Below are 25,772 nucleotides of genomic sequence, written 5' to 3'. Positions count from 1 at the left end.
TGACTAAAGCTGCTCTTCCTCTTTTTCTTCCTCCTCGTCCTTCTTCGGAAGTCCTCCTGGGCGCCTCTGCTTCTTCTTTTCAAGCTTCTCCCTGAGCTTCTCCGCCTCGTCCCAGTACTTGTAGGCAACTCCTCCGAGCACCGCCGCCGCCAGGAGGAACACTATTGCAAGGGGCTTCCAGGGGTTGCTCTCCGGCGGGAGGTAGCCAGCGGTGATGTTGGCGAGCTCTTCTGCCAGCGGCGTCGGGTCGTCCAGCTCAGAGAGGGTCTTGTTGACGTAAGTCGGAAGCTCCTCCGGAGCCGGCCACACCTTAACCTCCTTGGTGATTACCCTCGGCGGGATGCTGTTTATAGTGACGAGGTTGCCGAGCTCAATCCTGTGCTTCCCTCCGAGCGGGTCGAGGTACACCAGGGTTGCCCTTACGTTGGACAGGCTCTCTTTAAGCACGTTGAGTTTCACCTGGAGGGTCTTGGTCTCGCCGGCCTTTACTGTCCCGACCGGAACCACGGCTTCGCCGCTGATGCTATCGGGCATGTCGAGTATCAGGGTAGCGTTCCTGACGAACTCGTAGTCGGGGTTGCCCTCGGAGGCGCGGAGGGTGAACTTGACGCTAACGGCTTCTCCGGCTTTGGCGGTTACATACTCGCCCCAGACGGTGCCGTTGTAAGCCTGAGCCGCAACCTTTATTGAGGGAATGTTGTAGACTTTAATTCCGGTGAGCGACTTGGAGTATACAGTCTTCTTCTGGCCGGTTTCCAGGCTCTTGTCGTCGTAGAACGTTACCGTCACCTTTCCGATGTCAAATTCACCGACCTTAGTGGGCTTAAGGACGTAGATTAAGGCGGGCATCTTGGTGAAAGCCGGGAAAGTCTTGAAAGTCCACGACTTGGTCAGGCTCACCAGTTCGAAGTTATCGGGCACGGGCGCCGCTACGGCAACGTCGTAGGCGTCTCCCTTACCCTGGTTCTCAACGGAGACGACGACAACAAGGCTGTCTCCCAGCATTATCTCCTTGGGCATTGCGTCAATTTCTGCCACTATGTCCGCCGGACGGAGTATTGGGGTAACCTGCGTGCCGTCCGGCGCGTACACGAGCATTGTGGCGCGGCTGTACTGGGGCTCGGTCTTCTGGATTGAGACCTTCAGCGGGGTGTCCGGTATCGGCTTAACCTCTCCCACATTGACGAAGTACGTACCGACTTTCGCTGAACCTTTATAGACTTCAACGCTGGCTTTGGTGGAGACAACCGAGATTAGCTTCACGTAATAAGTGGTGTTCTCTACCTTGAGAGGTAGCCTCTCCCCGGCGTACATGAGGCCGTTGTACACGAGGAGAACCTCGCTCTGGGTAGTAGTTTCATCACTCTCTTCATTCTGGCCGGACCTTATAATCTTGAGATTCACTGAGGCCACTGTAGGAACGTATACATCAAATGTCACTCCATCTTCCGAGATTTTACTCACGTTGAGATATATGTAGTTGCTGTATACAAAGTCTCCAGGAAGTCTATAGTTGGAACCCTTCCCGCTACCCTCGTATATGGTTACGTAGTCTGTACTTCCGTAGGGATAGACTATCTTGAACGTTGCTTTTTTTGTATCTTTCGAGAACGACGAAAGATATATTTTGACTTGGGGGAAGTCATCGGGAAGTTTCACATATTCGTCCTTTTTTAGCACTTGGTCTGAGAGCAGTTTCTTGAGTGGGGACTTTAAAGTAACAAGCACTGATCCAGTATCTTTCTTAATCCAGACCAGAGAGACCACTAAATACGGGTTGCTTTCTGAGGGATAGTAGAACTCATCTCCAGAGCTACCCACGAAAATTTTTGAGCCGCTAGGACCATTAACCTCGAGACTAACCCTACTCCAGTCGGGGAGTACATCAGAAAACTCCACTGAAAAACTTCCAAGCGTCACTTTATCTTTGAGCCCCAGGGATATTCCAGATATCGCCGCGTACTTCCCAGTGTCCGCTCCAAGAACATGCCCTGCTGGAACTAAAGAAACAACAAAGAGAAATACCACCATTATAGCCAGCTGCTTTTCCATACCTCCGGCCTCCGTTGTTTTCTCCTTCTTGCTCTTTTAGTATCAAAGAGAAAAAGGTATAAAGGCCTTACGGTATCAGCCTCTTCCTGTCCCTCGGGAACAAGATAACCTCTCTGATGTTCGGCAGGTCGAGCATCTGCTTTATAAGCCTCTCTGCGCCAAGGCCAAAGCCTCCGTGGGGCGGCATACCGTAGCGGAAGGCCTTGAGGTAGAACTCGAAGCTCTCCGGGTTGAGGCCCTTCTCCTTTATCTGCTCAACGAGGACGTCGTAGCGGTGCTCCCTCTGGCCGCCGGAGGTTATCTCCACGCCCCTGTACTCGAGGTCGAAGGCCCTGCAGATTTCAGGCTTATCATCGTATTTCATTATGTAGAAGGGCTTCGCCTCGCTCGGATACTTGTATATGAAGTAAAGCGGGGCGTTTTCGTTCTCCATCATGTACTTTCCAAGGAGCCTTTCACCCTCGGTGTCTATGTCCTCGCCCCACGGGATTTCCTTTCCGAGGTCGGTGAGAATTTCAAGGGCCCTGTCATAGCTGAGCCTCGGGAACGGCAGCTTCGGCTCCTCCAGCTCGAAGTTGAGGGTCTCAAGCTCCTTTGCGTTGTGCTCGCGGACGTAGTTTATTGCGTAGGCGACGAGCCTCTCAAGGAGCCCCATGACTTCCTCCTCGTTCTCGATGAAGGCCATCTCTGCATCAACGCTCCACGCCTCGTTGAGGTGTCTGGTCGTGTTGTGCTCCTCGGCGCGGAATATCGGGGCAATCTCATAGACCCTGTCGAGGCCGCTCGCCATCATTATCTGCTTGTAGAGCTGGGGGCTCTGGGCGAGGAATGCATCTTTCTCGAAGTACTTCATCGGGAAGAGCTCTGTTCCGCCTTCGGTCGCGGTGGCGATGATCTTTGGGGTGTGTATCTCTATGAAGCCGTTCTCGTGGAAGAAGTCGCGTATTGCCTTGAAGACGCTTGAGCGTATCTTGAATATGGCCATTACCTCGGGCCTTCTAACGTCCATGAAGCGGTTGTCGAGGCGCGTGTCGAGCTCTGCCTTCACCTTTCCGGTCGGGTCAAGTGGGAGCGGGCTCTCTGCCCTGCTGAGTATTTCAAGCTTCTCTGGAAGAATTTCGAAGCCGAGTTTTGCCTTCGGGGTGAAGTTTACTATTCCCTCAACAGCCACAACGTCCTCCGCGTTGAGCTTCGGAATGAGCTTGAACAGCTCGGGGTCAACCTTCTTCTTCGGGGCGGTGACCTGGACTATCCCCTCTCTGTCTCTAATCCACAGAAACTTTATTCCTCCGAGGTCTTTGACCTCCCACACCCAGCCGGCAACCCTGACACGCTGGCCGTTCAGCTCCTCAGTTATCTCGCTTGAGTAATGCGTCCTGTACATGGGCATCCCCAGAAGGAGTAGTGGTGGGCTTTTAAAGGTATTCGATTCGCACGGGAGGTAGAAATAGAGAACCAGAGACGTCAGACGAACGAAATCTTAACGTCCTTTCCGACTATCTGGCTCAGGACGCTCTCAAGTATCTCCGGCTTCTCTGGGAGCTTCTTCCTGTCCCTGCCGAAGACGAGAACCTTGTAGTAGGTGTCCCCCCCAGGCCTGTAGACGACGTTGACGCCGAAGACCCCCGCCGGGTAGAGGAGGTCAGATGCAAGCTTCTTGAGCTCGTCAGCAGTCTCGGCCTTCATGCCCTCTATAACCCTGACGCGCTTTCCGAGCTCCCTTATGAGGGTCTTTATGTTCTTTCCGCCCTTGCCGATGGTAATCGGGACGTCACCTTCACCAACAACTATGACAATGAGGTCTCCCGCCTCGACGGCCTTCTTGAACTCGATATCAACGTCACCGAGAAGCTTGTAGAGTAGACGCGCAACCTTGACGTCCAGCTCGGAGATCACACCGTCCTGAAGCTTTTTCTCGTCAGCGGGGCACAGAATGTCGTCGGTCTTGAGACAAACCTCACAGATTGGCGCCTTCACGTTCTCACCTCCTTAGAATGACCTTGATGGCTAACCCTTAATTCAGGAAGCCCTTTAAAAAGGTTATTATGGGCGCCAGAAAAGGGAAGAACTCACAGTTCCCCCTCGATTTCCCGGCGTATCCTCTCGATGAACTCGACCGTAAAGCGGTGCCTCTCCTCCGCCATGCGCTTTGCGGTCTCGGTGTACATCAAGTCCTTGAGCTTGAGAATCTTCTCCTCGAAGTGCTTAAGCGAGGCCTCTATGTCCCTGCCGTGCTCGCCAGAGTACATGAAGACGCGCGCAACCCCTATGGCTCCTATAGCGTCCAGCTTGTCGGCGTCGCTCAGGATTTTTGCCTCCAGTGTTTGGGGCTCCGGACCGCGGGAGAAGCGGTGCGCCTCTATTGCATGGGCAACGGCCTCGGCCTTCTCAGGCGGGTAGCCAAGGCCCAGCAGGAAGCGTTTGGCAATCCTTGCCCCCTCTGCGGCGTGATCCTCAACTTTGCCCACGTCTTCAAGGGGCCTCGCTATGTCGTGGAGGAGTGCGGCCAGAGCGAGAATTTCGAGGTCAGCTCCCTCCTCCCTCCCTATGTGCAGGCAGAGGTTGAAGACCCTCTCCACGTGGCTGAAGCCGTGCGTCCCTTCCCTCTCAAAGAAGTGCATGGCAAAGTCTCTCGTCTTCTCTATGAGCGCCCGGGTTTTAGGATCCGGTATGAACTCCTCAAGGTTCATGACCTCACCGCTTGGAGAAACAGGAAGAGGTTTAAAAGGTTAGTCCAGCCGGTTATCAACGATTTTCTTCAGGAGCTCCACCAGGGCAACGTGCACATCAACGGGAATGCCGTCCACGCTGGCTTCCCGCCTCTTGCTCACACCGTCTATGAGGCCGTTTTCTGCGAGAAGCCCAACGACAAGGGCCTCGTCCCAGCCCGAAAGGAGGTTTTTTCCAAACTCAACCGAGGCCTGGGCCACGAGCCCGTAGGCTCCCCAGTTGGAGACCGCGGAGAGAACGAGCTCGTCGGTCTCAACGGTGCTGGCTATCTTCTCCCCGTGCGGAATGTGCCTGACGACAAGATCAAGAATCTTCCCCATTCCAATCTCGTTGCCACCGTCGCCAATCCCAATCGTGGGGACTCCATAGTCCTTAGCATTCTCGGCGACCCAGTCAAAGGTCTCTCCCTCTATCTTCAGGCCGGACATGGAATAGTGGTTCCCATCTCTGGCCCTTCCGGGAGTCTCAACGAAGACCACCAGCTCGTAGTTGGACACATCGGGCCTTTCGGTGAAACTCAGAGAAAAGGTTCTCCCGAGGGGAGCCATTGCCCTGACAACTTCTTTTTGCGTGAGGATTTCAGCGCTCCCTCCGAGCTCTGTAACCGCCCTGGATATTGCTAGAGCACCGGGCGGGCCGTCCGTTTCGGGGACGTTTGCCGGGGGAATCGGAAACCCAGTGATTACCAACACTTTTCCATAATTGTCTAAAAACAGCTTTGCAGAATTATGTAAAAAATTAAAGTTTTTCCGCCTAAAGTCTAAGTATAACTTACCACTCCCCCTGTTGCCCGCGTCCGTGTTTATCAGGTGGGCGATCATTCTTCCACCTCGTAGACTACCACCCGAACTTTCTTGCCCTTGACTGCTTCCTTGAGCTTCCACCAGAGCTCCGTTGGCGTTTCGCTCCTGTGGACAAGCTTGTCGCCGGGCCTTATCTCTACCTCCTTCTCGGAGTACTCGATAAAAACTCCCTCCGCACTAAAGAGCTCCTTCATTTTCATCACCCCAGTATTTTTCTGAGCTCGTGGAGGGTTCTAATCTCGTAGTCGGCCATATGGTAGCCGTCTAAACCGTCGCGGTTAATCCACACGGCCTTCATTCCCACGTGCTTTGCCCCGTAAACGTCCTGGGTGAGGGAGTCACCGACGTAGAGCGCATCGGAAGGCTCAACGCCGAGCTCCTTGAGGGCGTACAGAAAAATCTTTGGCTCCGGCTTTATCGCCTTCACGTCTTCCCTCGTAACTATTGCCTCGAAGTACTTGCTGAGCCCCGTAAGGTCGAGCTTAAGCCTCTGGTACTCGGGCCCGCTCGTGACGACACCGAGGAGATAGCCTTCCTCCTCCAGCCATTCCAGCGTCGGTATGACGTCGGGATAAACGTGGAGCTTGTGGGGGTACTTCCTCAGGAGTTCCTCGTAGTTGAGGTCGAGGTTAAAGAGCCTGAAGAAGAAGTTCCAGTCGTGCCAGTCGTAGGTGTCCCTTCTAACCATAATCTCATGCAGGAACCTGTTTCGCGCCTCTTCCTTCGTGATGCCGAGCCTCTTTGACAGCTCATCGTAGACCCAGGGGAGAAAGAGCTGGATTAGAGGCATCTCAGTTAACAGAGTCCCGTCGATGTCAAAGAGCACCGCCTTCATTCTCCCACCCCTTCACGAGCAGGGCGAGTATTTCAACGCCCCTGATGTCCTCATCGGTCACAATGCCCCAGATTATATCCTTTTTGGCCAGCAGCTCCTGGAAGCGCGAAAGTATCTCGTGGGCGTCCTTTAGAGGGAAGTCGTTGCCAACGAGGATTCCTATGAGGCCGCGCTCCCAAATCCCCCAGTGCCAGCTGAAGTCCACCCTGTCCAGGAGGCGCATTATGCCCACGTTCCCCCCGCGCACCATGTTGAAGAAGTCAGCGTAGTCTATGTTCACGAGCATCTGGTTTTCCAGGTAGTAGTAGAGCCTTGAGAACAGCTCGGCTATCGAGACTGAAGCCCTCTCAAAGGCTATTCCCAGGGGGATGTCGTCCTTCAGGAAGTCCCACAGGGAGTCGTAGAAGACGGTCTCAAAGTTATCGGCCCAGGGGGGCTTTTCGTGAATCAGCTCCCTCTGGGGAGTGAGGGTATAGGCTATCCTTATTGCACCGGAGGGGCTGTATTCGAGGATTAAGTCCACGAGCTCAAGGTTCACGGGCTTGTCCTCGAACACAAGCCACAGGAATGTGTCCTTCGGAAGCCTTGAGAAGAACTCCCTTATCCTTTCCTCATAGTGTCCTCTGCGGAGTAAGTAGTGGCCGGGATTGATTGTTACCCTAACCACGCCGTCAGCGCTTATCCTGTCTACGATTCTAGCACCTGCGTTGCCAATCCCGACAAAAAGATGGGTGAAAGAGCGCATCGCAACCCTCACTCAAGGGTCGCGTGCTTCTTCTTCATATCCTTTTCGGTCTTCTGGAAGGTCGCCATGAGGAGCGCTATTATGCCATCGAGGAATATCATGGTCGAGTCCTCGAAGAGGGTGCCCATCGGGGCTATCCACTTGTACTTGGTGAGCATCTGCCTCGCTATGTAGTCCGTTGGGATGTCCGTCTTAGTTCTTCCCGGTATCTCGACCACGACGTCGGCGAGCTTTCCGAGCGTCGAGTTTGCGTAGGAGGTTATGGCGGCGACCTTTCCGCCCTGGTCTTTGGCTATCTTGGCGGCCTCGACTATGCTCTGGGTCTCGCCCGAACCGCTTATTGCTATCAGGAGGTCTCCCTGTTCAAAGGCCGGCGTTATGGTCTCGCCGACGACGTAGACGTTGAAGTCGAGGTGCATGAGCCTCATGGCGAAGGCCTTTCCGACGAGGCCGCTCCTTCCGGCGCCGTAGATGAATATCTTGTTGGCGCCTATCATCGCATCGACGAAGCCCCTGACCTGCTCCAGCTTGAGGCTGTCGGCGACGTTGTGGATGTGGTCGAGTATGTCGTTCATAGCCTTCCTTATCGTCATCATGTACTCGCCCCAGAAGAGGTCTATTATCTGTCTCGTCACTTTCTCCGGATCCTTTGCCTTTGTTATGGCACCGCCTACGATGATAATCGTTGCACCAAGCTCAATGACCTTTGGAATGGTCTCAAGGTTCAGTCCACCGGCAACGGCCACCGGGACGTTGACGGCCTTGACTACCTTTTCAAGGTCTTCGAGGGGGTTCTTGCCCTGGGCCTGCTCGTCAATGCCCGTGTGGACGAGGATGTAGTGCACGCCCATCTTTTCGAGTTCCTTGGCGCGCTTGACCTTGTCCTTGACACCGATGAGGTCTACCATCACCCTGATTCCGTAGCGCCTTGCGACCTCAACTGCGTCCTTTATGGTCTTGTCGTCTGCGACACCGAGGATAGAAACGACGTCTGCCCCGTGGCGGGCCGCCATCTCGACTTCTAGTGCACCGGTGTCCATGGTCTTGAGGTCAGCGACGATCTTCCTGTCAGGGAAGCGCCTCTTGAGGATTTCAACAGCGCGCATGCCCTCCTTCTTGATTAAAGGAGTTCCAACCTCAAGCCAGTGAGCACCCCCGCGGGCGGCCTTCTCCGCGATAGAAATGGCCTGCTCAATGTCAGTTAAGTCAAGGGCAACCTGGAGTATCATGGCGAGACCTCCGGAAAGTTTTCGGTTTATACTTTCGGGTCGACTTTTTAAAGTTTGGCTTTAAAAATTTACACGGAAGTGCCAAAGGTTTTCACCAAGATTTAAAAAAGGAGCACATAACCCCATCTGGTGGGCTGAATGGTAACGTTCATTCCCTTCGGTGAGAGGCCAAACAGGGACGGTGTAATCTACGCGCTCCAGCTTTTGAAGCGGAACAAGCTGATCGATGACTACATTATCGTTGAAGCCAGTAGGGTCGAACTCCTTCCCGAAAGAGTACCCAGAGATAGGGCATACATCATAGGTGAACACCTCGCCACTTACGGCATAGTCGAGAAGCTCAGACCGCCAGCGCTAATAAGCGTCGATGCCCACACAGACCTGATGCACGACTACCTCGACCACGGCTCATGGCTCGCCTATGCCCTTGAAAAGAGGCTCGTGGAGAGGGCCGCCGTGATGGCACCGGTTCTCATGATTCCCACTACGGAGAGAACCCAGCTCTGGACGAGGCGTGTCAAGGTCTTCCCGGCCACGCTAAGGAGCAGGAAAGTAAGGGGGAAGTGGAGGGCCTACAAGAACTTTCAGACCAACTCAATTGAGGAGATAATGGGTGAGGCGAAGAGGTACCTCGGCAAAGACGTTTACCTTACCGTGGACATGGACGTCTTAAGGCCAGAGTACAAGATAGCCCGCTTCCAGCACGGCGAGCTGACGCTTGAGGAGCTCCTTCAAATCCTCGAGGCGATAAAGGAGAACTTCAACATCGTCGCATTCGACATTGCAGAGGTCTCGGACAGGCTGAGGCGCTCCCGGCTCGGAAAGAAGGCGTTTTTCGAGGTCTTCCAGCTCCTGATGGGGTGATTCGATGCCGACGATCAGCGACGAGGAGATAAGGAAGATAATCATGCCGCTCATGCTGTCCGGGGCGAAGATGCTCGACAAACACTGCCCCAAGTGTGGCTCCCCCCTCTTCGAGAAGGACGGGAGGGTCTTCTGCCCCGTGTGCGAGCACAGGAGGAAGCAGATAGCGGGCGAGATGAAAGGAGTTGAGGAGAGGCTGATGGAAAAGCTGACACAGCTTGCCAACTCAATGCCCGACGACCTCGACGAGCTTGAGAAACACTTAAGGGTGATGGGGCTGATAATTGACCTGTTGGAAAGATACAGGTCTCTGGAGGGGGGAGAATGAAGAACGTGAGAGTCCTCAAGGCACTTGAGAGCGGCCCAAAAACCGTTGAGGAGATAGCCAAAGAAACCGGTCTCAAGCAGATGGAAGTGAGGCGCTACCTTCTCCGCTTCGCCGAGAACGGAAAGGTCGAGGCCTTTGAAAAGGAAGGCAAGCTCTACTGGAAGCTGAAGGAGAGGGACGAGCTCGAAGAGGAGTTCAAGTACGTTTGATTTCTGTTTTTTAACTCTTTGATTTTGGGAACTAGGGATAAGGAGGTTCTGATTCTGCGGACAACATCAGCACCGACAGGAGGAGCTGTAAAACTGCGGAAGCAATAGACAACAAGGGGTAAGCAAAAGAGAAAGGGGAATCAGACCTTCTTGGCATTTTCCCAGTACTCGTTGAACTTGGCCTCGAAGAGGGCCTTGATCCTGAAGTCCTTGATCCAGACCTGGGTCTCGTAGTTGAAGTAGCGAGCGGCCATGTCCTCGAGGGCGAAGAAGACCTCGTCGTCGCAGATGAGCATCGGAAGCTCGAACTTGTCGAGAACCCTGAGCTCGAGCTTGCCCTTCTTGGCGTAGTCGAGTATCTTCGAGGAGGCCTCAAGCCTCTTGAGGACGGGCTCGGTAACGATTATCTTGGCCTTGGCACCGTTGTCGATGGCCTTGAGAAGGTCGCTCTCAAGGTTGATTGCTATGTAGCCATCGTCGGCGAGGAGTATCTGCTCCTTGACTTCCTCAAACATCTCCTTGGTCTTGAGGGTAGCGTTCCTTATTCCCCTGACAACCCAGACGCGCTCGACGCCGTACTTCGGAATCTCGGTCTCGATGAGAGGCCTCATGAGCTCAAGGAGCTCCTCTTTGGCCTTCTTCTTGGCCTCAAGCTCCTCCTTGACGCGCTCCTGCCACTCCTCGATGAACTTCTCGAGGATGTTCTCCGGGTGAACGGGCCTGTACTTGTTGACCTTGCCCGGCTGGCTAATGGCAAAGCCCTTCTTCTCAAGGCTTCTGAGGACGTCGTAGGTTCTCGGCGCGGGAACCTCCGAGACGCTGGCGAGCTCGGCAGGGGTGAGAACGCCGAAGCCAACGAGGGCAACGTACGCCCTTGCCTCGTAGAGGTTCAACTCGAAGTGCTCCTGGAGGAGTTCCACCATCCTGTCCTTAACCATCCTTACCACCACCTAATTTTCTACATACTATTTCTGACGTAACCCATTATAAACTTTTTCCACACATTGGGAATGGTCGGGGTAAATACCCCGTGATTGCAACAGGTGACTAACATGGATAAAATTCAATTTGCATGGGCACGCAAGGGGATTACTCCAAGAAGGGTTTTAAGGTTTTTGGTTTTACCTCCAAATAAAACAACAACCGTAAACTAAGGTTCTAATATCTGGTTATCAATGGGTGAAAATTGCCAAAAAAGTGTCACATAAAGTAAAGGAAAACACGCCCTTAACCTTCCCCATACACGTAACGTCTCAGTTCAGAATAGAGGTCGTTTAGCACCTCAATGTAGTCAGCCTTTCCTTCTTCAATCTGGTCCATGAGCTTTTCAAGCTCCCTCGTGCGCTCCTCACTGACGAGGTCGCGGTACTTGCTGACGAGGTAGTGGTAGACCTTTATGCCCTTCTCAGTCGGAACGAGCTTCTTCCTGCCCCTCGTCTCGACAACGTAGCCACGCCGTATGAGAGTCTCAACGATTTTCGCGTACGTTGAAGGCCTTCCAATACCGCGCTCCTTCATCAGGGCTATTATGTCGCCCTGCGTGTAGAGTGAAACCTTCGGGGCCTTCCACTTCTTGGACTCGACGACCTTGAGTTTTGCTCCCTGCTCAAGCTTCGGCAGCTGCCTCATCGGCGGTGAGCGAAGCCTTGTCCAGCCGTCCTTGAGGATTTCGACGTAGCCCTCGAGCTCAACCTTCCCGACACCCGCGTTTATAACGGCCCTTTCGTAGAGAACCTTCGCTGGAACCATCTGGCTCGTCATGAAGCGCCTGAATATCATGTCGTAGAGCCTGTAGTGGTTGCGCGTAAGGTTCCTCGGGAGCTGGATTACGCCGTCGCGGATGAGCTGCATCAACCTGCCGGTGTCGATGGGCCTCGTGGGCCTTATGGCCTCGTGCGTGCCCTCTTCACCCCAGGGCCTCGGCTTGAAGTACTCCTCGCCGAGCTCGCTCGTTATGTACTCCCTGGCGATTTCTATTCCCGCGTTGCTCACGTGGGTTGAGTCAGTGCGGTGATAAGAGATTAGGCCCATCTCGAAGAGGTCCTGCGCCAAGCGCATCGTTTCCGGCGCGGACAGCTTGAGAAAGGTCGAGGCGTCCTTGAGCATTGCGTCAGTCGTGTAGGGCGGTGCGGGGTTGAGCTCCCTCTCCTCAAGCTGGACTTCCTCAACGGTTACGTACTCGGGTGGCTCGACGTCCTTACCGCCCTTCCCGAGCTCAACCGTGACCTGGAGGCCGTTCTCAAGGGTCAGGCCGAGGAAGTAGACCTCGCTTTCGCTGAACTCCTTATACCTTTCAATAATCCAGCCGAGAACAGGGGTCTGAACCCTTCCGGCGGAGAGGTTCCTGTTCTCGAAGACCCTCTGAAGCTCACCGCTCAGCTCGAAGCCTATCCACCTGTCCTCTATGCGCCTAACAATCTGGGCCCCGACGCGGTTCTCGTTCACGTCCCTTGCCTCTTCAATGGCCTTCAGTATGGCCGGTCTCGTGACCTCGTGGAATTCTGTCCTCTTGATGTTCGGCGTGTAGGGGCTCAGAATGTTCCTTATGTCCCAGGCTATCTTCTCACCCTCAGTATCAGGGTCGGTCGCGATGAGTATCTCGTCGACCTCTTGAGCAATCTCGCGCATCGCGATGACGTTCTCAAGGGCGTCGCGAACGTTCGTTGAGCCACAGCGCGGACAAACTCCTTTCTTCTCCCAGTCAACGAACTGGTAGCCACAGTCACGGCACCGCTTTATGGTGTCATAGACGGGAATAAACCTGAGCATATCTTCATTGCGCTCGATTAGGACGCCGTGGTAGCCCTCATCGGTGACGAGGTCGAACATGTGTCCCCCGCTCGCGAGAATCGTCAGCTGTCTGTTGCCTATGCTCACCTCGTAGGCGACCAAATCACCGATGCGCCTCTTGCTCGGCCTGCCGAAGAAGTTGGCTATCGTCCTGGCCTTGTTGGGGCTCTCGACGATCATAAGAGCTGATTTAACGAGGTCCTTGACCTTCGAGCTTATCTTGCCCTCCATCACGAGGCGGACTTTCTCCCTGTCCTCGTCTATCTCCCTCAGGAGTTCCTCAAGGTCGAGCTCCTCGAAGGGCACCATCTTGAACTCCGTGAAGCGCCAGCGCATCTGCCTGACCAAACCGTTGAAGACCTTCTCGTTGTCCACTATGAGGACGCTGAGACCCTTGGTGATTCCGCCCGCGAACAGCCTGCTCGTCCTTCCGGTTGCCTGGATGTAAGTCCTGACGTCGGGAATTTCGATGAACCACTTGCCCTCTTCCTTCACGAGGCTGACGAACGGGTCTTCAGCGAGCCTCTGGAGAACGTCTTCCTTCTTCAAAACCCTGCGCAGGAACTCCACCAGCTCCCTGAAAACGTTGAGGACGGTCTTGTGGAAGTCGTTCTCGAGGGGGAGCCCTTCAGCCAGGGCCTCCTCTATCTTCATCAGTTCGAACTGGGGGATGTTCCGTATCAGCCTTCTAAGTCTTGCGTGAAGCTTCTCGGCCTGCTTTCTGTCCTCCTCGTCCAGGAAGTCCATTATCTCGCTCAGCAGACCGAGGGCGCGGTAGATTGTGGGCCTCTCAAGGTCAATCGAGAAGCGGAACTTCGGAACGCCGGTGAAGACCGCGTAGCGGATGAGGTGCGGCAGGTCAAGACCCCTAACGATTGAGCCGTAGTAGGTCGCAACGCCGACGAGGTAGTCTGCTTCGCCGTTCTCGAACTTCTCAACGGCCTTCTTGTTCTTCGAGCTCGCGAGCTCTACCGCGAAGCCCTTCTCCTTGAGATAGTTGACAAGCTCCTCCGCGTAGCTCAGCCCCTGGTCAATGGGGACGAAGACGAGACCGCCCTTTCCAAGTCTCCTGAGGAGCTCCCCCACGTGCTCCTTAACGTCTTTGGTCGGCTTTAGGTAGCTGTCCACGACGTTCCTCAGCGCGCTCCTTCCCGAGCCAACTTCAAAGCCGAGGAGCTCGCGGTAGAGCTTTATCCTGTCGCCCCTCGCGCTCCCAGTGGCGGAAGCGATAATCATTACTCCGACCTTGTTCTTCCTCTTGAACTCCTCAATCTCGCGCTGGAGCTTCCCTATGTCTCCGTTGAGCTCGTTGAGCTTTTCTTCCCTATCCTCGGCGTTGCCGTTGAGGTACTTGCTCATCTGCTTCTTGAGCCTTATAATCTCCCACGCCTTGTCTATAATCCCCTCGGTGAAGCCGAGCAGGAGGAGGGAGCGGTCTATGTTCTTGCTCGCCTTGAGGAACGCATCGACGTCGTCAACGAATATGAAGTCGAAGCGCTTGCCCCTCAGCTTCTCGTCAAAGTTCCTCGCAAGCCACTGGGCGCTCGTTATGAGGATGTCAAAGTCCCCAGACTCGATTTTAGCGAGCATCTCTTCCTTCTCTTTCTTCTTGAGGTTGCCGTGGTAGTAGGCCAGCTTGACGTCCAGTCCCGTTCTCTCGATTATCGCCTGAACTTTTTTGACCGTTTGAACGACGAGGGGCGTCGTGGGGACGACAATGTAGCTCTTCTTGCCCTGCACGGCGTAGTAGACAGACATGAAGGCCCCAAAGGTGCTCTTGCCCATTCCCGTTGGGGCTATGATGGAGAAGCTCCTGCCCTTGAGTAGCCTCTTGACCCAGGTTCTCTGGGCGCTCCAGAATGTGAAGCCCGTGGCCTTCTCAAAGAACTCTTCAATCTCCCGGAGGCCCTTTTCAAGGGAGTAAATGTCCTCCCAGGCCTTGAGCTTCCCTCTCGACTTCAGGGCCTCTCTAACGGCATTTACGAGCTCGAAATAGCTTTCAGCGGTGACGGGGTTATCGATACAGTCATCGCACGGGTTCTTCATTACTAGCCTTTCGTCAGAAATTCTACCTGAGCAGTTTGGGCACATCTCCCTGTACAGGGCCTTCATTATTCCCACCCTCTAAGTTGGTGTTTCGGGATTTAAGCTCTTATAAGGGTTCCTTTTCGAGGGCCCTTCGGGTGTGCTCGTACCCCTCGCGCAGTTTTTCAACAAGGGGGTAGTCATGAAAAACAGCAGACAGCTCGTCGAGGGCCTCACCGAGCACGTGGAGGTATTCCTCCGCTCCCGTTTCGCGGACGAGCCTTAAGGCGCGGAGAAAGAGCATAGCACTCTCGCTCCCGCTTTCGTCCCTCTTGAGGGAGTTGAAGAGCTCGGCCACAGCAACGTCCAGCGCCAGCCTCGGGACTTCCGAGAGGTACGACCACGCAAGTGCCTCGGGGTTCAGAGGTTCCGAGCCCCCGGCGTCGAAGTAGATGCCCTTCTCGTAAGCCTCTTTCACTGCCGAAACGTGGGGGCAGTCGCCTCCCCTAGGGCAGGTGCAGATGTGTTCTCCCGTTGAGACGTTCAGCTCGACGTAGTAGGGGTACTCGTCCAGAACCTTGGAGTAGAGCCTGTCTCCCGCCTTGAGAACCCAGAGAACCCTTGCCATTTTTACCACTAACGTGGGTTAGACTCGGTGGATTTAAGCCTTTCGGCGAAAGGGTTTTTAAGGCCGGAGAATACTATTGTTGGTGGTCATTATGGTGGACGTTTTTGAGCTGGCACGGAGGTATCACGACGAGCTTGGAATAAAGGAGCCGAGCCTGGCCACAATGGCGGCGGAGCTCTTCGACGACCTCGGACTTAAGATGGCGAACTTCCTGAAGGACGAGGGTTACAGCCTCGTGAGCACGAAGTTCATAGACTACGACAAGAGCCTTGTCATAGAAGTAAGAAAAGGAGACAAGAGCTTCGAGGTTACCCTGCGGAAGAGCTAACTCCCGTACTCGAAGGTTATTTCCTTCTTTTCGCCGGGCCCCACGGTCACGAGGAACTCAACGTAGTCCGCCGTTTCCGCCGTGGGCTGGACGCTGGCGAGGGACACCTCTCCCCTCTTGTAGTGCCTTACAACCACGGTTTTTGCCTCGTCGCCGAAGTTCTGCAGGGTTATCCTAATCTTGTAGTGCCTGCCTTCGCTGTCCCTTTCGAGGACCGTTGTGGTGCCCTTGACGTCGTAGTCCCTGCCTATGCCTATCCTAACCGTGTCGCCCTTTGGCGTGTGCTCGATTCTCGACTCGCCTATGAAGAGCCTCCCGTCATCAGTGTCCTTGAAAATCTCAACAACTCCCGCGGGGAGAACCATATCGGTCTTGAATGAAACGGACTCGTAGACGGGCCTCTCACCGTTGTATGGCCAGCTCTCGTAGAGATACTCCCTTGTGAATGGGGTGTTCAGCTCAACGTAGGGGTAGACCATCGTGCTCCCTGAGGTTATGTCGGCCACTCCGAGACGGTAGACGTAAAAGGCCTCGGCCCGCTCCGGAGAGCTCACGACAACTCCGCTAGCCTCTTCCACCCGTTCGTAGAGCGTCTTCGGCCGGGGCTGGGAGTAGAAGCTCACGTCCCCCGCAACAAGCAGGACTTCCGCGTCCCTAAAATCCTTATCTGTAGGGTTCTTGATGACGACGTAACCCCTCAGTTCGGCCTCATCACCCAGGTAAAGCCTGTACCTGCTCTCCCAGTTTATCCCCTGAACCCGGTAGGTAACGCTCACCCTGAACTTTCCCGCTTCCTCCGACCTGAGCGAGACGTAGGGTTTGGACTCGTCAAGGTCTTTCACCTTGAAATACACGACCTCTTCTGGGTTTATCAGGTAGTAGCCGTCGCTCTCTACGGCAATCTTGCCATCGCGGGTTCCGAGGTACGTTCCGGCTATCACGTTACCACCTTTAAGGCCTATCTCAACTTCGCTCCCGGTTCTGCTCTCATCTCTCCCAAAGATGCCCAGCACGGAGACGCCGTCGTCAAGCGGCCTGACGCTGACCTCCGCCAGGTCAAAGCCCGAAAGCCCCTCAAGGGACACCTCATTGATGCCCTCCTCAAGCTCGACCTCAAAGGTCTCCTCAACAACGCCAACGCTGGCGGAGTTGTAAAGGGCGATGGTAACATCACTGGTAGAGGCCTTCTCAGTCTGGAAAGACACCGCGACGAGAAGAACTACAAAAAACGAGACCAACAATGGAAAGAACTTTTTATTCATGTTGCTCACCACTTGTTATTGTTATTTGGTCTATTTATAACTTCCTACCGCTTCAACTGGATTTGAACCAAAACTTTGCAAATGGAAACCCTTTTAACTGCCCGGTCGGATTGAACACTGTCAAGCTGATGAGGTGATTGGTATGGACAGGATTGCTAAGGCTAGGGAAATAATCGAGAAGGCCAAGGCCGAGAACAGGCCGCTCGTCGAGCCTGAGGCGAAGGAGATACTCAAGCTTTACGGCGTCCCGGTTCCGGACTTCAAGGTCGCCACAAACGAGGAAGAGGCCGTTCAGTTCGCCAGGGAGATTGGCTACCCGGTCGTTATGAAGATTGTTTCTCCGCAGATCATCCACAAGAGCGACGCCGGCGGCGTTAAGGTCAACATCAAGAACGATGAGGAGGCCAGGCAGGCCTTCAGGACCATCATGGAGAACGCCAAGAACTACAAGCCGGACGCCGACCTCTGGGGTGTCATAATCTACAAGATGCTCCCGCTCGGCAAGGAGGTCATCGTCGGTATGATCCGCGACCCGCAGTTCGGCCCTGCCATCATGTTCGGTCTCGGTGGTATCTTCGTTGAAATCCTCAAGGACGTCAGCTTCCGCGTTGCCCCGATAACCAAGGACGAGGCCCTCGACATGATCAAGGAGATCAAGGCCTACCCGATTTTAGCAGGAGCCCGCGGTGAGAAGCCGGTAGACATAGACGCCTTAGCGGACATCATAGTCAAGGTCGGCGAGCTCGCCCTCGAGCTTCCGGAGATTAAGGAGCTCGACATCAACCCGATCTTCGCCTACGAAGACGGCGCTGTCGCCGTCGACGCGAGGATGCTTCTCTGAGGGCTTTTGCCCTTTTCTCTCTGCCCAGATTTTAGAACTTAGCTCAAAGGGCACGGAGCTTTTGATTCTCTTCAAGTCTTATTGCAACACCGAGTGAATTCGCCGAGGTTCTGGAAAACCTCAATCCTTTCAATTCTCCTAGAGTCTTATTGCAACGTTCTGATCGAGTACGGCTTGATTGACGACGACGAGGCTTTCAATTCTCCTAGAGTCTTATTGCAACTTCCCGCTTGCCCCTCACACGTAACATTTATTTTTGCTTTCAATTCTCCTAGAGTCTTATTGCAACATATCCGGACGCCAACCTATACGTTGACTACGTAACGCTTTCAATTCTCCTAGAGCCTTATTGCAACTTCCTGGCTCCGCAGATAGAGCGCTCGACGCAGTTCCCTTTCAATTCTCCTAGAGTCTTATTGCAACCCGGGGTTGTGGGGCTGTAAGCGGTGCCCTGTCTGGTCCTTTCAATTCTCCTAGAGTCTTATTGCAACCCGCCGAGATACATAACGTCGCCAGCCCAGAAGAGAACTTTCAATTCTCCTAGAGTCTTATTGCAACTGTAGGCGATGGTGTTGTCTGTGTCGGCCTTGGTAATCTCTTTCAATTCTCCTAGAGTCTTATTGCAACGCCTGTTTCTGACCTCGACGCGCTGGCTATGAAGTACTTTCAATTCTCCTAGAGTCTTATTGCAACTGGCCGTTGAACTCCGACTCGACCCGGACTTCGAGCCTTTCAATTCTCCTAGAGTCTTATTGCAACGGCTCGGGCTATGGTTACTCTACGAAAGTGGCGATCTCCTTTCAATTCTCCTAGAGTCTTATTGCAACGCAGTCGTGGTCATGAGCCACGTCCCCACTGTTCAGGCTTTCAATTCTCCTAGAGTCTTATTGCAACCCTTATAATCATGCTGAACCCAACAGCCAGGATTATTTCACTTTCAATTCTCCTAGAGTCTTATTGCAACGGCATCTTAGCCCTTATGTCACTGTCTATATGAGTCAAGCTTTCAATTCTCCTAGAGTCTTATTGCAACCTCCTGAGGGCCTTAAACATCATTGCCACATCTGCCGCTTTCAATTCTCCTAGAGTCTTATTGCAACGCGAGCAGAATGAAAAGGTTCTGCTCGTGGTGGCCTGCTTTCAATTCTCCTAGAGTCTTATTGCAACAAAACACACACCTTGATGAGACTAATTATGCACCTAATGCTTTCAATTCTCCTAGAGTCTTATTGCAACTTCAACACGCTCTATAGAAACTTTTAGTTCTGAAATCTTTCAATTCTCCTAGAGTCTTATTGCAACGAAGGGAAAGGTTAAGCGCCTCTACGCTCTCCTTTTCTTTCAATTCTCCTAGAGTCTTATTGCAACGGCACACATAGACAAGCGTCTGAAGTACTGCAATGCGCTTTCAATTCTCCTAGAGTCTTATTGCAACTCATCAAAGAACAACTGGAGAAACTTCTATATAATAACTTTCAATTCTCCTAGAGTCTTATTGCAACAATTATCAACTTCTTGATCCATTATCAAAAACAGTTACTTTCAATTCTCCTAGAGTCTTATTGCAACAGGGCGGATTTTCTGTCCGTTCGCCCAACAGGGAGTTGTACGTTCTTATATATTTAAGCTTTTCTGGAAACCCCTCAAGAAAGAATGCACAGACCCCCTCCAATCGGGATTATTATATGTCTTCAAATCTCCCAAAATGAAGGCTAAGAGGCTGTCTCTACAGTACCGGTGAAACGGTTTGAGAAATGCAAATCCGTTTGATGCCGTTAAACTCCAAAATCGAAGGTTAAAGAGGTTGAATCTAAAATAACATCATTTTCCACAGGCTATGGCGTTATTCAGGGGATTGACGAGCTCTGTTTTAATTCCCAAAGAAAATTCGTTACAGTTCAAGCGAGAGCATATAACAATAAGTAATAATTTTGAAACAACAAAAATTGATTTCCTGCCGCATTCGAGAAGAGATTTTTACTTTTCCTCCTCTCAAACAGCCCTTTTTGGAAATTGAGGCACTTTTAGCGTGATAGGCCAGAAAAGGTTAAATTCAGGACTTCCTAACCCTTACGGTGGTTCCATGTACATCATCGTGGTCTATGATGTGAACGTGAAGCGCGTCAACCACGTCAAGAAGTTCCTCCGCCAGCACCTCCACTGGGTCCAGAACAGCGTCTTCGAGGGAGAAGTCACGGGGGCAGAGTACGAGCGCATCAAGGCAGGGCTGAAGGAGATAATAGACGAAAGCGAAGATTCGGTGGTAATCTACCGCCTTCGCTCACAGCCCCTCCGCGACGTCCTTGGAACGGAAAAGAACCCGATGGAGAACATCATTTGACCTTTAGCTCCTCCCTGTCAATCTCGGCGCAAATCGGCTTATAGGGACAGCGGTTGCATACCCAGCCTTTCCGCCCAACCGTCGATATCCAGCGTGGGAACTTCCCGCTTTCCAGCTCCTCTACGGCCTCAATAACCCTTTTGGCCCTCCCCAGGAACCTCCTGAAGAGGGTCTCATCAAACTCGACAGGAAACACCCGGAAGTCGAGCCCGTTCCTGTCGAAGATGTAGATGTATCCCTTCTCCTTTCCGAGCATCCCCATGTAGGCGTTAATCTGCTCGACCCACTCCCGCGACGGCTCCGCGTGCTCAAGGTCGTGATTTTTTCGCGGAATTCCTTCCCCGTTGCCTTCAAACCCCTTGAACTTGAACTCAAGAACGTAGGGGCCCTTAACGGCATCGGCCTTTCCGACGAGCTTCCACCCGTCTCTTATCGGATACTCCACCGGAACCTCGAACTCTGCGCTCCCAACGACCTCCGCCAGCCAGCCGTGCAGGGCGGAGCCTATCCTGGCTTCCCAGCTACGCGAGGGACTGTACGCGTTGAGGTATATGTCAAGGGCGGTCTTCCTGAGGCAGTAGCTTAGAGAGGTTACCCATATCCTTCTCTCGGGCCTGTGGTTGCCGTTTATGGCGTTCTTAATTCTCTCGTTGAAGGATTTGATTTCTTCCGGGAGGTTCATTCAGACCACCCCAATCATCCCAAAACCGTGAGCATTCCTCATTCCGAGTCCAGTGTCCCAAGCAACGCGGAGCAACTCCTCATCGCCCCCCGTTCTAAAGTGGAACTCCCAAGCGCGGACCTGTTTGTATCCCGGTTTTGCCGTCGTGCTTTATTCTAAACATCTTGCTCCCTGCGCTTTCCTTTCAATTTTCCTTAGGTCTCATTGCAACAAACCTTAAAGTGGAGCAGGAGTTCAAGTCTCATTGCAACTGACCCCCATCAGCTTAATGTACGTCTTACCCGCCCGCGTGATTTGATACCTCGGGGCCCGACCATCGGGACGTTCGCTCCTAACTAAATAATAATCCGCCATCTTCTTCAACTCGTTGCTTATCGTCGCTGGAGAGACGCCAAGCTCCTCCGCTATTGCTCTAACGCTCTTTCCCTTCATCAAACCGCACAAAATCATAGCCCACCTCCTGCTGTAGGGAGCCAGAAACGAACCAAGCTCAAGGGAGATGTGGCCTGAGAGGTTCTCGAAGTCGCTCTCAACGATGACCCGCGTGCTCTTTAGGCTCATGAGTGCCAGTAAAGTCCCAACAACGAGGGGCCTCATTCCCCCCGAGAGAACTGCAAGGACAACCCTGTCTCTGGTCATGTTGTCTTCCACACTTCGCTTTATTGTGACTACCATCTCATCGCCATTTGAAGGAACCTCCAAGTGAATGATGTTCTCCTCCCCTACTATCGGCCCAACTATGCTTTCTATTGCCTTCAGGGCATTCACCGTCCTTTGTTCCTCTCTGTAGCCCTTTGGTAAAACGGCAATGAGTTTGTCTCCCCTGCCGAGACCGTCTATCTCTTCTCTCTTTCTCATCAACGCCCTGAGTATGAACTTCTCATCAAAGCCCACCGGGAAGACAACCAGCAAGGTCCCACCCCCTCACCTTCAGGGTCTCCAGGATTTCCTTCCCAAGAGTGCTCCCCTTCCCTCCCCTGTTACACGCCGCGGCGTAGTTGTCCGCCACCACAATCGGCAGAAGGAGGGTATAAACTGCCCGAAGGCTTCTCTTGAGAGTTTTCTCGACGCAGGAGTATTCCTCAACGGGTTCACTCCAGGGTATTTTATCAGGAACTTCGAGGCCTGAAAGTGCCTGTATTAGTCCGGGGCACTCTTCAGCCAGTCTTAAACTTGGAGGTCTTTTGACGATTGTTTTCCGTATCCAGTCGTGGTGATGGAGTAGAATTGCGACGGAAGCAATATCTCCGGCTTCTCCAAAGCCTGCCAAGACTTTTCGCGCTACAAGGTATGAGTAGAACTCGTGGTAGCCGAAACCCCCTCTCCTGTTCTGAAACATCTCAAGGCACTTCCCAACGTCGTGTAGAACGTACGCCTTTCTCAACAGGTCCCCTGCGGCAGTGGGGTTAAGTTCAAGGAGCCTTCCGAGAAAGGCCCCGTAGTTCCTCGCGAGATAAAGGCAATCAATCAGCTCGAGACCTCTCCGTATGTGGGCTTCCATCGTTTCGATGCACTTTCCGTTGCTGAAGTAAGCGCAAGGCCTCATGGTATACCACGCTCCCGGTCGTAATCCCCAACGTAGATAACCTCAACATCTTCACCAAGCGCTAAACTCTTTGCAACGCGGTAGGCATCGCTGATTCCGCGTAGCTCAAATTTAATATCTTTCAGCTCGACGAGGCCCTTTGAGTAAAGGTCAAGGAGCTTCCTCGGGCTTATGAGCACGACCTCACCTTCAACGGAAAGCGGAATAAGAAAACCTCTCATAATCGGGATTCCCTGCTGGATAAGCCTCTCGATTTCTCCAAGAACTTGGGGTGCTCTTTTGGAGGGTTCAGCCATGAACTTGACGAGTTTTCCGCTCAACGACTTGTTGATTAGCTTTGTAACGGACACAAGACTTGAGCCATGAACTTCGTTCACTATCCGCTCATAGGTCTGGGGAACCCTGGGGTGAATCCCCTCCTCCTTCAGAAGGTTAACGGTGAGTTCAACCTTTTCGGAAGGATACGGTCCGGTAGGTGCGTCTTCCATGATAACCACCTGGCCCTCACTGTCCCGGGCATGCCTGGCGAGCCTTCCAAGGCGCTGGAGGAGGGAGTTGATGGGTGCCCTGTCGGTAACCATTACATCGCTCGAAAAATCAACGCCGGCCTCAACCGCTTGAGTTCCAATCAGGAGAAACTCTTCATTTTTGAGCCTTCTGAGGCGGTCAATGAGGGCCTGTTTGTGGCTTGGCTTCATTCTGCCATGAATCAGGACTATTCGGTCCTTCCCGAACCCAGTATCCTCATCTAAGGCCCGATTGTACAGCTCAACCGCCCTTTCAACGGTGTTAACTATGACGGCGTTCCTCTTCCCGGGTTCAACGAACTCAAGCGGGTTGCCATTACCAAACGTCATCGAGATGTCCTTCTGGAGTTCCCTCCTTATGAAGGGGTCGTTTTCATCGGGTTTGAGCACTTCAAACTCGTAGCCGTTTTTTCTCGCATGCTTTTCAAAGAACTCAACGTGGCCACTGGAAAGAGTGGCGGTCATCACGACGATTGGAACTCCCTGAGAGGTCAGAAACTCAACAACCGAGCTGAATGCCGTCGCCATGGATTCATCTTCCAGCAGAAAGTGGGCCTCATCAAAGACAACGAGAGACGTTAAAATCGAAGCCTGGGTGAGGTAGTCGTAGCCGAACTCCCTTCCCGCCTTCACGAGGTGCCTTCTCTTTGTGTTGAGCTTCAGTAAGTCCCACGTGAACGTGTCGGCGGTTGTGATGTTCAGGGGAAAGAGGTGCATGAACTCGCCGCTCGACCCCATCATCTTCGTCCTTGAAAAACCGAAGGCCTCCTCGGCCGTTCTCTGAACGTCCTCAATAATTGACCTCATGGGGAGGACGTGGATGACCCTGTCAAAGAGAGAGGCATCATTTAGGGAGTGAAGCGCGAGGGCGTAGCTGAGGAGGGTTTTGCCGTAACCCGTGGGAGCGTTCAGAATGAGAAACGGCTTTGGGGAGGAGGTCAAAAAGCTAAACGCCTCCTCAAGGAGGGGCCTCCTCTCGGGCATAAAGCCCTTGACATCTGCGAGCCTTTTGAGGGCTTCTTCATAGGGCCTCACAGGAGCACCTCCATGTGGGGTTTCCACATGAACGCCCTCAGAACTTTCCTTAGCTCGCCGCTTGCCCTCGCATTTCCTTCAAGCAAAGCCCTGCCCTGGCGGAATAGTCTGAACAGGGAGTCCTCAATGAGCCTTTTGTTCCCGCTGTTGATGGCACGATAAAGGTCTTTGACGAAGATGTAAGCGAGCATCTCCCCGTCACCAGTTACCCGCCTGCTCAACTCCTTCTCGGCAACGTCAACGAGGGCCCACAGGGGATATTTGTGAACCGTGGCCTTTCCTTCCTTCAGCTCCACGGTTAGGGGAACTCCCCCCGTGCTAAGGGCCTTGATGCGCCCCACGTAGGAATTCAGGTATCTACTAAGGCCCAAGAGGTCAAGCTGAACCGTTTTGAGTTCTGTGTACACCTGCCCCTCAAGGCTAATCACGTGGAGGACAACGGGGTAAGCCTCCTCGGGAACGTCCCTGTTTTCCTCGGCAAGCTTCATTGCAAGCTTCATCTCGTAGAGCTCCTCCGTGCTCAGCGAAAGCCTCCCGCGGATTCCTGCCTCCGTTATCGGTAACAATCCCTGAACAACTATGTCCTCAACCTCATACGGCCAGAACCCTTCTATCCCTGGCTTTGTTATCAGGTAATACCTGCCGCCGACAAAGCCGGCAAAACCCGTAAAGAACCCCAAGGCAACGAAAGAGAACCACAGCGGGTCAAGGCGTATCTGGGCCTTCTGACCTGTAGTTGGGACGAGAAAACCGCTCTGACGCTCGTAGTATTCTGGTTGCTTGATTATTGCAGGCAGTATCGCGTAATATTCAGCTTTTGGTTTCTTTCCGGGCTGTTTCCATGTTTGGCCATCAAACTCAACGCCAAGATATGTCCCGTTCTTATCAACTCTAACGGACGTTAGAGAGGCTCTGGGGTCGAGGAGTCCCTTCCTGAGGAGTTTAACTGTTTCAGTGACGACCAGCTCGAAAAGCTCCCCATAGGTTTCGGGAGCGCTCCTGTTGAACCAGACCTTGAGAACCTTATCGAAGGAGCTCCCGTCGTTCCGGCCCATCTTGGAAGTGTGCGCCTTAGCCCTATCGCCGAGTGAACGGAGGGCGCCTTCAAGGGAATCCGCCAGCTCGTTCGCGTCCGGTTCAAGGGTTCCGGTATTTATAACTACCCATGACATCCCGAGGGAAAGGAGTTCCCTTGTCAGGCCCTCGTAGGGGTAATTTGCAATTGCCTCAAGGAGCGAGGACAAGGGTCTCACCCCCCACGGTAGCGGTTCTCAGCTCTCCTCTTACCTTGACAGTATCCTCAGGGTAGAACATTACGATGCGCTTCGTGCTGGAATAGTCACCAATCCCTGAGCGCCAGTCCACTACAGACTGCAGTGTGCCCCTGCCCTGCACTTCGAATCCCTTGAAGGGGAACGCGTATGATGTCTCAGCACTGGAAGCTTCGGATATCTCGGCTTTACCCGTCTCAACGTTCTCAACGCTGACCACTGACTCCCTTGAACCAAGCCTTGTTATTCCCCACGCCGCCCTTTCGAGGTCTTTCATCGTATAAGGCCCTTTGGAGAGCTCCTCCCCGTTCACGAGGTAGACCGCGGTTATTGTGGAGTCCCCTGAACCGTACATCACCGCGAAGGGAAATGATGTGACGGCCGTTTGGAGCTCGCCCCTGTGTGTTTTGTTAATCTTCAGCAGTGCTCCGTATAGTCTTGGCTTCCCAATGGTTTTAATGGTCACCCACTCGAACAGGTTCCTAATCCCGTCTGCGGTGCTTTTGACCGTTTTCCTGTCATATACAGTCTCGGCCCTGTTTCCTGAGAGGTGGTGGAGTGGATAGGATATCGCCCCAATAAGCGTCGTCGGGGGAACGTAGCGAAGTGCCGTTCTCATCTTGCTCTGCGGCAGGGCGCGGAGGGCCACTATTCCCGTTGGTCTCATCATGACCTTTAAAAAGAAAGTCAAGGGAACCACC

26 protein-coding genes and 1 CRISPR repeat array are annotated in these 25,772 nt (G+C 53.3%); of the genes, 6 read left to right on the top strand and 20 right to left on the bottom strand.

Features of this window, described 5'->3' with window-relative positions; all coding sequences use genetic code 11:
* Positions 1-3 precede the first annotated feature (3 nt).
* The 9 genes from ACZ5ER_RS06040 to hxlAB all read right to left on the bottom strand — a co-directional run bounded on the left by ACZ5ER_RS06040 (position 4) and on the right by hxlAB (position 8,394).
* The gene (locus ACZ5ER_RS06040) at positions 4-2,052 is read right to left on the bottom strand and encodes a BatD family protein (RefSeq protein ID WP_464934016.1); all 2,049 of its coding nucleotides are present in this window, start codon (positions 2,050-2,052) and stop codon (positions 4-6) included.
* 67 nt (positions 2,053-2,119) lie between these two features.
* Positions 2,120-3,436 (bottom strand): aspartate--tRNA(Asn) ligase, encoded by a 1,317-nt coding sequence (gene aspS / locus ACZ5ER_RS06035; protein WP_464935125.1) that lies wholly within the window; start codon positions 3,434-3,436, stop codon positions 2,120-2,122.
* 80 nt (positions 3,437-3,516) lie between these two features.
* Positions 3,517-4,029 (bottom strand): KH domain-containing protein, encoded by a 513-nt coding sequence (locus ACZ5ER_RS06030; RefSeq protein ID WP_050003038.1) that lies wholly within the window; start codon positions 4,027-4,029, stop codon positions 3,517-3,519.
* A gap of 92 nt (positions 4,030-4,121) precedes the next feature.
* Entirely contained in the window at positions 4,122-4,742 is a 621-nt protein-coding gene (locus ACZ5ER_RS06025) for an HD domain-containing protein (protein WP_464934015.1), read from the bottom strand.
* Positions 4,743-4,781: 39 nt separating this feature from the next.
* On the bottom strand, positions 4,782-5,603 hold the full coding sequence (locus ACZ5ER_RS06020) for a glutamate cyclase domain-containing protein (RefSeq protein ID WP_050003036.1): 822 nt from the start codon (positions 5,601-5,603) through the stop codon (positions 4,782-4,784).
* Positions 5,600-5,779, bottom strand: a complete 180-nt coding sequence (locus ACZ5ER_RS06015) for a hypothetical protein (protein ID WP_050003035.1) — start codon at positions 5,777-5,779, stop codon at positions 5,600-5,602. Before ACZ5ER_RS06015 ends, ACZ5ER_RS06020 begins: the two co-directional genes overlap by 4 nt.
* Positions 5,780-5,784: 5 nt before the next feature.
* A complete protein-coding gene (locus ACZ5ER_RS06010; protein ID WP_050003034.1) occupies positions 5,785-6,420 on the bottom strand; it encodes a TIGR02253 family HAD-type hydrolase in 636 nt (211 codons plus the stop codon).
* Complete coding sequence (locus ACZ5ER_RS06005) at positions 6,401-7,165, bottom strand: hypothetical protein (protein WP_464935124.1); 765 nt, start codon at positions 7,163-7,165, stop codon at positions 6,401-6,403. Before ACZ5ER_RS06005 ends, ACZ5ER_RS06010 begins: the two co-directional genes overlap by 20 nt.
* A gap of 8 nt (positions 7,166-7,173) precedes the next feature.
* Positions 7,174-8,394: a bifunctional 3-hexulose-6-phosphate synthase/6-phospho-3-hexuloisomerase gene (gene hxlAB, locus ACZ5ER_RS06000; RefSeq protein WP_050003032.1), complete on the bottom strand. Its 1,221-nt coding sequence runs from the start codon at positions 8,392-8,394 to the stop codon at positions 7,174-7,176.
* A gap of 138 nt (positions 8,395-8,532) precedes the next feature.
* Between hxlAB and ACZ5ER_RS05995 the strand changes: the two genes are divergently transcribed.
* From ACZ5ER_RS05995 to ACZ5ER_RS05985, 3 genes are read left to right on the top strand one after another with little or no spacing between them, the layout of a single operon-like run.
* Entirely contained in the window at positions 8,533-9,258 is a 726-nt protein-coding gene (locus ACZ5ER_RS05995) for an arginase family protein (protein ID WP_464934014.1), read from the top strand.
* A gap of 4 nt (positions 9,259-9,262) precedes the next feature.
* The gene (locus ACZ5ER_RS05990; protein WP_464934013.1) at positions 9,263-9,586 is read left to right on the top strand and encodes an Sjogren's syndrome/scleroderma autoantigen 1 family protein; all 324 of its coding nucleotides are present in this window, start codon (positions 9,263-9,265) and stop codon (positions 9,584-9,586) included.
* Positions 9,583-9,795, top strand: a complete 213-nt coding sequence (locus ACZ5ER_RS05985; RefSeq protein ID WP_464934012.1) for an ArsR family transcriptional regulator — start codon at positions 9,583-9,585, stop codon at positions 9,793-9,795. Before ACZ5ER_RS05990 ends, ACZ5ER_RS05985 begins: the two co-directional genes overlap by 4 nt.
* Before the next feature lie 140 nt (positions 9,796-9,935).
* Here the strand turns inward: ACZ5ER_RS05985 and trmBL2 are convergent, their stop codons facing one another.
* The 3 genes from trmBL2 to ACZ5ER_RS05970 all read right to left on the bottom strand — a co-directional run bounded on the left by trmBL2 (position 9,936) and on the right by ACZ5ER_RS05970 (position 15,238).
* Positions 9,936-10,733, bottom strand: coding sequence for an HTH-type transcriptional regulator TrmBL2 (gene trmBL2 / locus ACZ5ER_RS05980; RefSeq protein ID WP_050003024.1), 798 nt, complete (start codon positions 10,731-10,733; stop codon positions 9,936-9,938).
* Positions 10,734-11,022: 289 nt separating this feature from the next.
* Positions 11,023-14,697 carry a reverse gyrase gene (gene rgy, locus ACZ5ER_RS05975; protein WP_464935123.1) on the bottom strand — a complete coding sequence of 1,225 codons (3,675 nt, stop codon included), beginning with the start codon at positions 14,695-14,697 and terminating at the stop codon, positions 11,023-11,025.
* A 40-nt stretch (positions 14,698-14,737) separates the two neighbouring features.
* Positions 14,738-15,238, bottom strand: a complete 501-nt coding sequence (locus ACZ5ER_RS05970) for a hypothetical protein (protein ID WP_050003022.1) — start codon at positions 15,236-15,238, stop codon at positions 14,738-14,740.
* 94 nt (positions 15,239-15,332) lie between these two features.
* On the opposite strand from ACZ5ER_RS05970, the gene ACZ5ER_RS05965 reads away from it, so the two are divergent.
* Positions 15,333-15,566, top strand: coding sequence for a hypothetical protein (locus ACZ5ER_RS05965; protein WP_464935122.1), 234 nt, complete (start codon positions 15,333-15,335; stop codon positions 15,564-15,566).
* Here the strand turns inward: ACZ5ER_RS05965 and ACZ5ER_RS05960 are convergent.
* Positions 15,563-16,828, bottom strand: a complete 1,266-nt coding sequence (locus ACZ5ER_RS05960; protein WP_464934011.1) for a DUF4139 domain-containing protein — start codon at positions 16,826-16,828, stop codon at positions 15,563-15,565. The two genes, ACZ5ER_RS05965 and ACZ5ER_RS05960, sit on opposite strands and share 4 nt — an antisense overlap.
* Before the next feature lie 142 nt (positions 16,829-16,970).
* On the opposite strand from ACZ5ER_RS05960, the gene ACZ5ER_RS05955 reads away from it, so the two are divergent.
* Both ACZ5ER_RS05955 and cas2 read left to right on the top strand, forming a co-directional pair.
* Positions 16,971-17,669 carry an acetate--CoA ligase family protein gene (locus ACZ5ER_RS05955; protein WP_050003019.1) on the top strand — a complete coding sequence of 233 codons (699 nt, stop codon included), beginning with the start codon at positions 16,971-16,973 and terminating at the stop codon, positions 17,667-17,669.
* A gap of 58 nt (positions 17,670-17,727) precedes the next feature.
* Positions 17,728-19,238: direct repeats of the CRISPR family, unit length 30 nt; unit sequence CTTTCAATTCTCCTAGAGTCTTATTGCAAC.
* A 514-nt stretch (positions 19,239-19,752) separates the two neighbouring features.
* Positions 19,753-20,010 carry a CRISPR-associated endonuclease Cas2 gene (gene cas2, locus ACZ5ER_RS05950; protein ID WP_050003018.1) on the top strand — a complete coding sequence of 86 codons (258 nt, stop codon included), beginning with the start codon at positions 19,753-19,755 and terminating at the stop codon, positions 20,008-20,010.
* Here the strand turns inward: cas2 and ACZ5ER_RS05945 are convergent.
* From ACZ5ER_RS05945 to cas5a, 7 genes are all read right to left on the bottom strand, one after another.
* Positions 20,003-20,692 carry a CRISPR-associated protein Cas4 gene (locus ACZ5ER_RS05945; protein ID WP_464934010.1) on the bottom strand — a complete coding sequence of 230 codons (690 nt, stop codon included), beginning with the start codon at positions 20,690-20,692 and terminating at the stop codon, positions 20,003-20,005. The genes cas2 and ACZ5ER_RS05945 overlap by 8 nt on opposite strands.
* The gene (locus ACZ5ER_RS05940) at positions 20,693-20,767 is read right to left on the bottom strand and encodes a CRISPR-associated endoribonuclease Cas6 (protein ID WP_265100838.1); all 75 of its coding nucleotides are present in this window, start codon (positions 20,765-20,767) and stop codon (positions 20,693-20,695) included.
* A gap of 159 nt (positions 20,768-20,926) precedes the next feature.
* On the bottom strand, positions 20,927-21,604 hold the full coding sequence (gene csa3 / locus ACZ5ER_RS05935; RefSeq protein WP_050003016.1) for a CRISPR-associated CARF protein Csa3: 678 nt from the start codon (positions 21,602-21,604) through the stop codon (positions 20,927-20,929).
* A complete protein-coding gene (locus ACZ5ER_RS05930; RefSeq protein ID WP_050003015.1) occupies positions 21,576-22,238 on the bottom strand; it encodes a CRISPR-associated endonuclease Cas3'' in 663 nt (220 codons plus the stop codon). The genes csa3 and ACZ5ER_RS05930 overlap by 29 nt, the downstream gene beginning before the upstream one ends.
* Positions 22,235-23,800 carry a CRISPR-associated helicase Cas3' gene (gene cas3 / locus ACZ5ER_RS05925; RefSeq protein ID WP_050003014.1) on the bottom strand — a complete coding sequence of 522 codons (1,566 nt, stop codon included), beginning with the start codon at positions 23,798-23,800 and terminating at the stop codon, positions 22,235-22,237. The genes ACZ5ER_RS05930 and cas3 overlap by 4 nt, the downstream gene beginning before the upstream one ends.
* Positions 23,797-25,044: a type I-A CRISPR-associated protein Cas8a2/Csx9 gene (cas8a2, locus tag ACZ5ER_RS05920; protein ID WP_464934009.1), complete on the bottom strand. Its 1,248-nt coding sequence runs from the start codon at positions 25,042-25,044 to the stop codon at positions 23,797-23,799. Before cas8a2 ends, cas3 begins: the two co-directional genes overlap by 4 nt.
* Positions 25,028-25,771 (bottom strand): type I-A CRISPR-associated protein Cas5a, encoded by a 744-nt coding sequence (gene cas5a / locus ACZ5ER_RS05915; RefSeq protein WP_464934008.1) that lies wholly within the window; start codon positions 25,769-25,771, stop codon positions 25,028-25,030. Before cas5a ends, cas8a2 begins: the two co-directional genes overlap by 17 nt.
* Between the last annotated feature and the right edge of the window lies 1 nt (position 25,772).

This window comes from Thermococcus marinus (genome assembly GCF_055389025.1).
The sequence above is the reverse complement of the archived record's forward strand: the minus strand, read 5'-3'. Positions and strand labels throughout refer to the sequence as shown.

Bases quoted from the DNA above. Each gene is read 5' to 3' on its own strand.
- ACZ5ER_RS05960 (WP_464934011.1), bottom strand. From the start codon at position 16,828: ATGAATAAAAAGTTCTTTCCATTGTTGGTCTCGTTTTTTGTAGTTCTT.
- ACZ5ER_RS06020 (WP_050003036.1), bottom strand. From the start codon at position 5,603: ATGATCGCCCACCTGATAAACACGGACGCGGGCAACAGGGGGAGTGGT.
- ACZ5ER_RS05995 (WP_464934014.1), top strand. From the start codon at position 8,533: ATGGTAACGTTCATTCCCTTCGGTGAGAGGCCAAACAGGGACGGTGTA.
- trmBL2 (WP_050003024.1), bottom strand. From the start codon at position 10,733: ATGGTTAAGGACAGGATGGTGGAACTCCTCCAGGAGCACTTCGAGTTG.
- ACZ5ER_RS05930 (WP_050003015.1), bottom strand. From the start codon at position 22,238: ATGAGGCCTTGCGCTTACTTCAGCAACGGAAAGTGCATCGAAACGATG.
- hxlAB (WP_050003032.1), bottom strand. From the start codon at position 8,394: ATGATACTCCAGGTTGCCCTTGACTTAACTGACATTGAGCAGGCCATT.
- cas2 (WP_050003018.1), top strand. From the start codon at position 19,753: ATGTACATCATCGTGGTCTATGATGTGAACGTGAAGCGCGTCAACCAC.
- rgy (WP_464935123.1), bottom strand. From the start codon at position 14,697: ATGAAGGCCCTGTACAGGGAGATGTGCCCAAACTGCTCAGGTAGAATT.
- ACZ5ER_RS06005 (WP_464935124.1), bottom strand. From the start codon at position 7,165: ATGCGCTCTTTCACCCATCTTTTTGTCGGGATTGGCAACGCAGGTGCT.
- ACZ5ER_RS05955 (WP_050003019.1), top strand. From the start codon at position 16,971: ATGGACAGGATTGCTAAGGCTAGGGAAATAATCGAGAAGGCCAAGGCC.
- ACZ5ER_RS05970 (WP_050003022.1), bottom strand. From the start codon at position 15,238: ATGGCAAGGGTTCTCTGGGTTCTCAAGGCGGGAGACAGGCTCTACTCC.
- ACZ5ER_RS05990 (WP_464934013.1), top strand. From the start codon at position 9,263: ATGCCGACGATCAGCGACGAGGAGATAAGGAAGATAATCATGCCGCTC.
- ACZ5ER_RS06010 (WP_050003034.1), bottom strand. From the start codon at position 6,420: ATGAAGGCGGTGCTCTTTGACATCGACGGGACTCTGTTAACTGAGATG.
- ACZ5ER_RS05945 (WP_464934010.1), bottom strand. From the start codon at position 20,692: ATGAACCTCCCGGAAGAAATCAAATCCTTCAACGAGAGAATTAAGAAC.
- aspS (WP_464935125.1), bottom strand. From the start codon at position 3,436: ATGTACAGGACGCATTACTCAAGCGAGATAACTGAGGAGCTGAACGGC.
- ACZ5ER_RS05985 (WP_464934012.1), top strand. From the start codon at position 9,583: ATGAAGAACGTGAGAGTCCTCAAGGCACTTGAGAGCGGCCCAAAAACC.
- ACZ5ER_RS06015 (WP_050003035.1), bottom strand. From the start codon at position 5,779: ATGAAGGAGCTCTTTAGTGCGGAGGGAGTTTTTATCGAGTACTCCGAG.
- ACZ5ER_RS06040 (WP_464934016.1), bottom strand. From the start codon at position 2,052: ATGGAAAAGCAGCTGGCTATAATGGTGGTATTTCTCTTTGTTGTTTCT.
- ACZ5ER_RS06025 (WP_464934015.1), bottom strand. From the start codon at position 4,742: ATGAACCTTGAGGAGTTCATACCGGATCCTAAAACCCGGGCGCTCATA.